The organism is Clostridium sp. MCC353, from assembly GCF_018785315.1.
Taxonomy (GTDB): Bacteria; Bacillota; Clostridia; order Lachnospirales; family Lachnospiraceae; genus CHH4-2.
Genome location: NZ_WQPN01000143.1, coordinates 61,576 through 68,671 on the forward strand (window position 1 = coordinate 61,576; position 7,096 = coordinate 68,671).

Annotated in this window: 6 protein-coding genes and 2 pseudogenes; 2 read left to right on the forward strand and 6 right to left on the reverse strand. The window is 48.2% G+C overall.

Translation table 11 applies throughout. The annotated features are described in order from the left end of the window. Window positions 1-19: 19 nt before the first annotated feature. From GPL15_RS22885 to GPL15_RS22905, 5 genes are all read right to left on the reverse strand, one after another. Window positions 20-1,126, reverse strand: coding sequence for a GntR family transcriptional regulator (locus tag GPL15_RS22885; RefSeq protein WP_346345029.1), 1,107 nt, complete (start codon window positions 1,124-1,126; stop codon window positions 20-22). Window positions 1,127-1,384: 258 nt separating this feature from the next. Further along, window positions 1,385-2,563, reverse strand: a complete 1,179-nt coding sequence (locus tag GPL15_RS22890; protein ID WP_215700998.1) for an ABC transporter permease — start codon at window positions 2,561-2,563, stop codon at window positions 1,385-1,387. Then, complete coding sequence (locus GPL15_RS22895; RefSeq protein ID WP_215700999.1) at window positions 2,547-3,254, reverse strand: ABC transporter ATP-binding protein; 708 nt, start codon at window positions 3,252-3,254, stop codon at window positions 2,547-2,549. The genes GPL15_RS22890 and GPL15_RS22895 overlap by 17 nt, the downstream gene beginning before the upstream one ends. 59 nt (window positions 3,255-3,313) lie before the next feature. After that, a complete protein-coding gene (locus GPL15_RS22900; RefSeq protein ID WP_215701000.1) occupies window positions 3,314-5,089 on the reverse strand; it encodes an HlyD family efflux transporter periplasmic adaptor subunit in 1,776 nt (591 codons plus the stop codon). A 20-nt stretch (window positions 5,090-5,109) separates the two neighbouring features. Then, window positions 5,110-6,201 carry an S-layer homology domain-containing protein gene (locus tag GPL15_RS22905; RefSeq protein ID WP_215701001.1) on the reverse strand — a complete coding sequence of 364 codons (1,092 nt, stop codon included), beginning with the start codon at window positions 6,199-6,201 and terminating at the stop codon, window positions 5,110-5,112. 392 nt (window positions 6,202-6,593) lie between these two features. On the opposite strand from GPL15_RS22905, the gene GPL15_RS27815 reads away from it, so the two are divergent. Beyond that, on the forward strand, window positions 6,594-6,716 hold the full coding sequence (locus tag GPL15_RS27815) for a hypothetical protein (RefSeq protein ID WP_275950523.1): 123 nt from the start codon (window positions 6,594-6,596) through the stop codon (window positions 6,714-6,716). A gap of 122 nt (window positions 6,717-6,838) precedes the next feature. Here GPL15_RS27815 and GPL15_RS28205 read toward each other — a convergent pair. Beyond that, window positions 6,839-6,922: pseudogene (locus GPL15_RS28205) on the reverse strand (DUF6783 domain-containing protein); the annotation flags it as partial. Between GPL15_RS28205 and GPL15_RS28210 the strand changes: the two are divergent. Then, window positions 6,899-7,096 (forward strand): annotated as a pseudogene (locus tag GPL15_RS28210) (DUF6783 domain-containing protein); the annotation flags it as partial. The pseudogenes GPL15_RS28205 and GPL15_RS28210 sit on opposite strands and share 24 nt — an antisense overlap.

A 7,096-nucleotide genomic window follows, 5' to 3' on the forward strand; every position in this document is an offset into this window, starting at 1 on the left:
TGGCAATTCTGCCTGAAACTTATCCAGCCTGTTCACTCCAAATCACAGGCCCTTTGCAACTTTCCCTCTCCACAATCTCCGGCTGAAATAAATAATATTCAAATTCCGACAACGGTTCCCCATTGATCATTTTTCTGAGTATTCTGGCCGCCGTCTCTCCGATTTCGATACTTTTATAGGAAACCGATGACAGCCGCGGCTCCATCAACTGGCAAACCTCGGAATCATCATATCCGATCACCCCGATATCGTCAGAAATCTTCAGCCCGGCCTCCCGGACAGCCATATAAACGCCCTGGGCAATCCTGTCGTTAAAACAGAATACCGCATCCGACTGTACTTTTCCGTTCAGCAGCTTCTTCATCGTTTCATATCCCCGAAGCGATGGGCTGTCCTCTTCTTCAATGAAAATCAATCTTCTGTTTATCCCGATCCCGGCTTCAATCAGGGCTGACAGATACCCCTGGCACCGGTCTATGCTGGTCTTGTACTTTGTCTTTGATATGTAGGCAATCCGGCGGTATCCCTTTGAAATCAGATGTTTTACAGCAATGTAAGCTCCGTAAAAATCATTTGATGTTATAACCGGGGCTGTGATACCGTCGACGCTGCGGTTGCAGAACACGAATGGGATATGGGCGTCTGTCAGCTGACGGTAGAGTTCACAGTTTTCTTCGCTCCGTTTGGCAATTACGGGTACGATTATGAATCCGGAAACTCCTGAGGCGATCAAGCGCCTGATATACTGTTTCTGTTTTTCCACATCGGAATCCGAATTGCACAGGATCACATTGACAGAGTCCGCCTGGGCCGCATTTTCCACGCCGCGGACTAAGCTGTAGTAAATGCGGTCCATCACATTGGGCACAATGACGCCCCAATTTTCTACCCGTTCTTTGACATCCACTTTAATACCGCCTTTCCCCTCCGTCACATAGGTTCCGCTCCCTTTCACAGAGTATAGAAAACCTTCATACACTAACTCAGCCACTGCTTTATCAAGTGTGGTCCTGGTCGTCTCCAGTTCCACACACAAAGACGGCCTGCTGTCCAGCTTGGCGTTAGGCGGCATTGATTCAATTTTTTCTTTCAGCATATGCTTTATCTCAAGATATCGAATAATGATTCCCCCCTTCTCTCCAGCTTTCCGGTCAGCTTTATGTTCGAATTATACAACTAATTAGTCATATTTTCAATATTTTCAGTTAAAAACGGTCAGCATTCTCGAAATTCGGGCAGCTTCTTCCATATTTTGGAAATTATTTATTTTTTATATACAATAATGGGGATTGAACCAGAAAGGATACCGCTATATGCGGCGGTTCTCTTATAATACAAAAACCGCCGCATATAGCGACGGTCTCTGTAAAGAATTTATTAACTTTTACTCACTTCTCAATGCATCGATCGGATTTAACCGCGCGGCTCTTTTCGCCGGCATATATCCGAACAGCAGCCCGATTCCCACGGAAACGCTGAATGAAACCAGCACAGCCGAAGTGGTCGGCGCCGCATTTAATCCGGCCGCAGCCCCTACTGTTGTAGTAGCCACGCTGCCTAAAACAATTCCGATCAGACCTCCGATGGAACTGGTCACAGCGGCCTCTATGACAAACTGCTGCATGATCACTCCGGTCTCTGCCCCCAGCGCCTTGCGTATGCCGATTTCCCTGGTGCGCTCCGTCACCGAAACCAGCATAATATTCATAACCCCGACCCCGGCAACCAGCAGGGAAATCCCGGCAATGCCACCAAGTCCTGCCGAGACCATGGCTATCATGGAATTTAAAGAATCCAGCAGTTCACTCATGGCGGTTACCGTATAGAGATCATCATCTTTGAAGACTTCATAGAGATAATTTTCCAGCATTTTTTTAGCAGTATCCGCATTTTTTATATCTGCAATTGTAAAGGTATAATTGCTGATCACAGCATTTCTGCTCAATTTTACAGCACAGCTGTAAGGCATCCACACAAAATCATCGGTTCCGCCTTCCTTCAGGCTGTCTTCCTCCTGTCTTTCCACGATTCCTACAATCCGGTACGCATAACCGCCGATTTTCAAGGTCTGGTCCAACGCCTCCTCCGGGCTCCCATATAATTCACTGGCCGTATAATAACCGATCACACAAACTTTCTGGCGGGAAATGATATCGGAATACTGGATATTGCGCCCTGATTCCAGCTTATAATCCTTGATATCCAGATATTCCTCACTCACACCGCTCACCCCGGTGGATGTCAGGGAATCACTCCCGTGTTTGATCGTGGTGGATACGGAAACCATGGGCGTCATATGGTCAAATATATCTGAATTTTCCTCCAGAAACGAGTACATATCCTGCTCCGAAACAGACCTGGAAGAGAGGTTCGTCACCCGCACGGTGATCTGGTTTGTGCCCATGCTGGCAAAGCTTTCCGTCATATAGGACATATAGGCATTGACCAGGCTGACCAGGATAATAACAGACGCAACGCCGATGATAATTCCCAGCATGGTCAGAAAAGAGCGCATTTTGTTGCTCCATATGCTCTTTAACGCCAGTTTAAATGATTGCAGCATATTCTTTCACATCTCCGTCAAAATTTATTTTTCCGTCATGGATCCGGACCACCCGTCTCGCTTCCATCGCAATGGAACTGTCATGAGTGATCATAACAATTGTGTTCCCTTCCTCATTTAACTGTTTTAAAAAGTCCAGTACATCACGGCTGGTTCTGGAATCCAGCGCTCCTGTGGGTTCATCCGCCAATATGAGGGACGGATCCCCGGCCAGGGCCCTGGCAATTGACACCCTTTGCTGCTGGCCGCCGGATAACTGGTTGGGAAGATTTTTCCATTTCTCAGCCAGACCCACCCGCTCCAGGGACCGCAATGCCCTTTCCTGGCGTTCCTCCCTGCCCACTTTTGCATAGAGAAGGGGCAGTTCCACATTTTCCAGCAGGTTCAGTTTGGGAAGCAGATTATACTGCTGGAAAATGAAACCGATCATGCGGTTCCTGATCCGCGCCAATTGATTATCCGTCATCTGTCCCACATCTTCTCCATCTAACAGATAGCTGCCCGATGTCGGCACATCCAGGGCGCCAATGATATTCATGAGTGTGGATTTCCCGCTTCCCGATTTTCCCACAATCGCTGTGAATTCCCCCCGGTCAATGGTTAGATCGATGCCGTCGTTGGCCCGCACCTCTTCTGATCCCATCTGATAAATTTTATAAATGTCTATAAGCTCGATTAGCGCTTCTGCCATTTGAAAAACTCTCCTTTGCTGCCTTCCTCTTCCCTTTACTTGTCTTTTGCTGCCTGCCGTTATCTTCCGCTTCCCTGCCGCTGGCTGCCGCCCTGGCGTTGTCCTCCGCCCTGGCCGCCCGGCATGCTGCCGCCCGGCATACCGCCGCTCTGAGGCATTCCTCCCTGCATTCCAGGCATCATAAAGGTGGCGGAACTGCCGGAAGATTCGGAGAGATAAACCGTATCCCCTTCTGAAAGGCCGCTTATGACCTCCACATAGTCGTCATTTACCAGTCCGGTTTCCACTTCAACCGACCGGAAACCTGCCGGAACCGTGCCCTGCGCTTCGGTAACTGTTTCGTCCTTAATATAAACCCGGGTTCCACGCATTAAAGCTCCTACCGGAATCAGCAGCACATCATCCGCTTCATCCAGAATAATCCGGCCGTCCACATTCATTCCCGGCAGAAGGCTGCCCACCTCATCTAAGGTTACCGTTACCGGATAATTAGTTACCCCATTGGAATAAGAGCTTTGCAGACTGACATTGGTAACAGTCCCAGTAAATGTCTGATTCTCAATGGCATCTGCAGTGACCTCAACTTTTTGCCCTACTTTAACCTTCTGCACGTCCAGCTCATCGATGGACATCTCAAACGTCACCTCAGATAAATCATAGATCACTGCCATCACCGTGGAATTGCTGCTGTTTCTGCTGACATTGTCTCCCACCTTGCTGGTCTTTGTGATCACCTGGCCGGATATAGGCGCAGTGATCGTATAGTCCTCATAAGAATCCTGGGTTGTATCCACTTTGCTCTGGGCGGATTCCAGGGTTTCTTCCGCTTTATCCATAGCGTCTTTATAGCTTCTTATCAGCTTCTCCGCGTCCTTAGCCGCTATACGGAAAATGGGGGTGCCCACAGTCACATAATCCCCTTCATTGACCAGCAGGGCCTCCACCTCCACACTGGAAGACAGGTCACACTTTAAACTGGTATCGAGAGCGGCCTCAAACTGTCCCTCCGCCGCACTGAGAAAATCGCCTACCGCCACAGTTGCCCAATGTTCGGCTGTTAATCCGCCCGGATTTGCCGTTTCCACCGTAACATAGCGGACCAGGCGCCCTCCGGTCAATGTTTCATCCATATTGCTGACCGCAGTGACCACACCGGCCAACTGCTCCATTGTGTCCGTCAGGGTAATGGTTCCCTGGCTGCCAACGGGAATCAATACGGCTTCTGTGGCCAGAAACGGTACTTTCAATTTCATGGTCAGGTCATTATAGATGGAAGCGATTTCTTTATCTGCCCCCACCTTATCTCCTGACTGTATATTCAGCTTCGTAATAAAACCGCTTCGTGTGGACTTATAGATATTGCCTCCATACTTTTCCTGCGCTTCATTATAATCCTCCACCGCCACATCATAGTTGGCCTGCGCCCGTTCCAGGGAATTGGCTGCGGATTTTAACTCCGTTTCCATGGAAGATACGTCGATCTGATATAATACCTGCCCTTTTTCCACCTGGCCGCCCTCTTCAAAATCAGCCGCTATAATCTCGCCTTCCACCAGTGAAGTGATCTCGTAAGTATCTTTAGGCGATATAGTTCCTGAAGAGGAAAGTTCAGAAGTGATGCTGCCTTTTGTCACTGCCGCTGTTCTCACCGTTTCCGCGCCTGCGCTGGCCTTTTTTGAACCGGCCAGCGCTTTGGGAACAACCACCACTGCGGCGGCAGCGGTCAGCGCCAAAACGATGACCATGATCTTTTTACTGCCTTTCTTTCTATTTCTTCGGTTCTGCCTGGTTTCGGTTTTCGGCAGGCCTTCTTTTTTTCTGAATCCTATTTTCATTCTCACAGCTCCCGGTTTTATTAATATTCGATATAGTCGATCACAGTGTAGACCGTCGTGCCGTCTGATTTTTCCGTTGTCTCACAGACAAGGGCCACATCATCTCCGATTCCCACAGTTCCATACATGGAAAATGCGAACTGCACCTGGGAAGAATCCAATGAAAATTTTTCATCATCCCCATAGGTGTCAAGGGTAATGGCATTGGGCGTCATGACATCCGCTGAAGTATAATAAATATTGGTCACTTCACCTCTCACGACCGTATGACTGGCATCCCCATTGTCCTCGCTGTAAGCCCAAACGCTTTTTGTGGCGGTGCTGTAATAGATGATCACATACCCATATTCAGACATCTTGCTTCTGATCTCAGAAATGGAGCTTCCGGAACCATTTAAGAATAAATTGGCTTCCCCCAGGTCAAAGGGAACCCAGTCTTCCAAATCATAACTTTTTCTTACCAGTTTGGGTCCTTTTAGGTTGTTGTCCGCAAGGGTCAGCGGGTTAATCTCCCCATCTGAATTGAGCTCCAGATCCAACACCTTACCATAAAAAGTCCCGCTCTTCGTATCCGTCTTCAAAAGGTTATAGAACAAATGAATACAGTCTGTCTTATTCAAAATTTCATTGCTGTCGCGCTCCACATTTTCGTTCAGTTCCAGATAATAAAATTTTGAGAGCCGGGAATTAAGCTGGTCCCCCGTGAAATCTTCATTGGTGTAACCGAGAAGGGCCAAAAGCCCTCTCGCTGCTTCCTGCATCGTTATATAGCTGTCCGGCTTGAATAAACCGCCCAGATAACCGCTCATCCATCCCTGCTCCGCCGCAATCCTGATCTGAGCCGCATAACGGTGTTCCCTGGGTACATCGGCGAATACCGAAACATTGCTTATTTGGGACACGGTGCTCTTATATGTAGTGGAATTGACCAGCATATAGGCGAATTCCCCTCTTGTCACCTGCTCACTGACATTAGTCACATTCATGATCCCCGCAATACCGATCACCTTTTTTCTCATATCAAAGTCAGAAGAGGCTTCTGCCGTTATCGGAAATACCGCGGCCGTAACCGCAGCGACTGCTAAAACTGCCGCCATGCTTCGTTTGTACATCCATTTCCTCCATTCCGAAACGCACCTCCGCTGATGAAAACACGCTCTTTTTATCCTGGAGTGTGTCCGCGCCAACAGCGGATTTATCACATTTCATCACAAATTTCTTTACTTTTACTCTACCAATTGATTGTGTTGATTATGTGTATTCAACCTGAAAATCCTTTAAGGTTTCCCATATAGTGAAGGAAAATTTTATTTAATTGAGAAAATAACGATAAGAATATGTCCCAAAATCATCAAATTAATTGATTGAACGGCACCCTTTTTTTCTATTTTTAGCGCAAAAAAAGAAGCTGCTACTCCAGTAGATTATTTATCTACTTTAACAACAGCTCCTTCTATGGAAAAATTGTCTTTTTAACTCAGCCAGCGAACACCAGCAGGAAAGCGTGGGCGGATCGGGCCGTGAGGCGGTGAACGCAGGCGGAACACAGGAGGCCGGGGCATGGTTCGCGGTTTCAGGCGATTTGTTCCGGCCGTCGGCAGCTCTTGGGCTGAAAAAAGGGAAATGAAGGGGAAATCGCTGACCTCAAAGTCAGCGATTTAGAGAACCTGAATCGAAAATTTCTTCAGAAATTCTTCGATGAATGTTCTCGGTACCCTTCATTTCCCTTTTTTCAGCCCTCGAGTGTGTTTAAAAATTCATTTCCGTCATCTGCACGCCCCACTTTGCGGTATATTTGCCCCGAATTCGGTCAACGTAGCCCGCTACGCCTCCCTCATTCGGAACAAATCTCCCACAAACTGTGACGCACATCTGCCAGAAAGCAATTTTCAAACACACTCCAGAGCTGCCCCGGCCGGAACCATGAGCCTGAAACCGCGAACCATGCCCCGGCCTCCTGTGTTCCGCCTGCGTTCACCGCCTCACGGCCCGATCCGCCCACGCTTT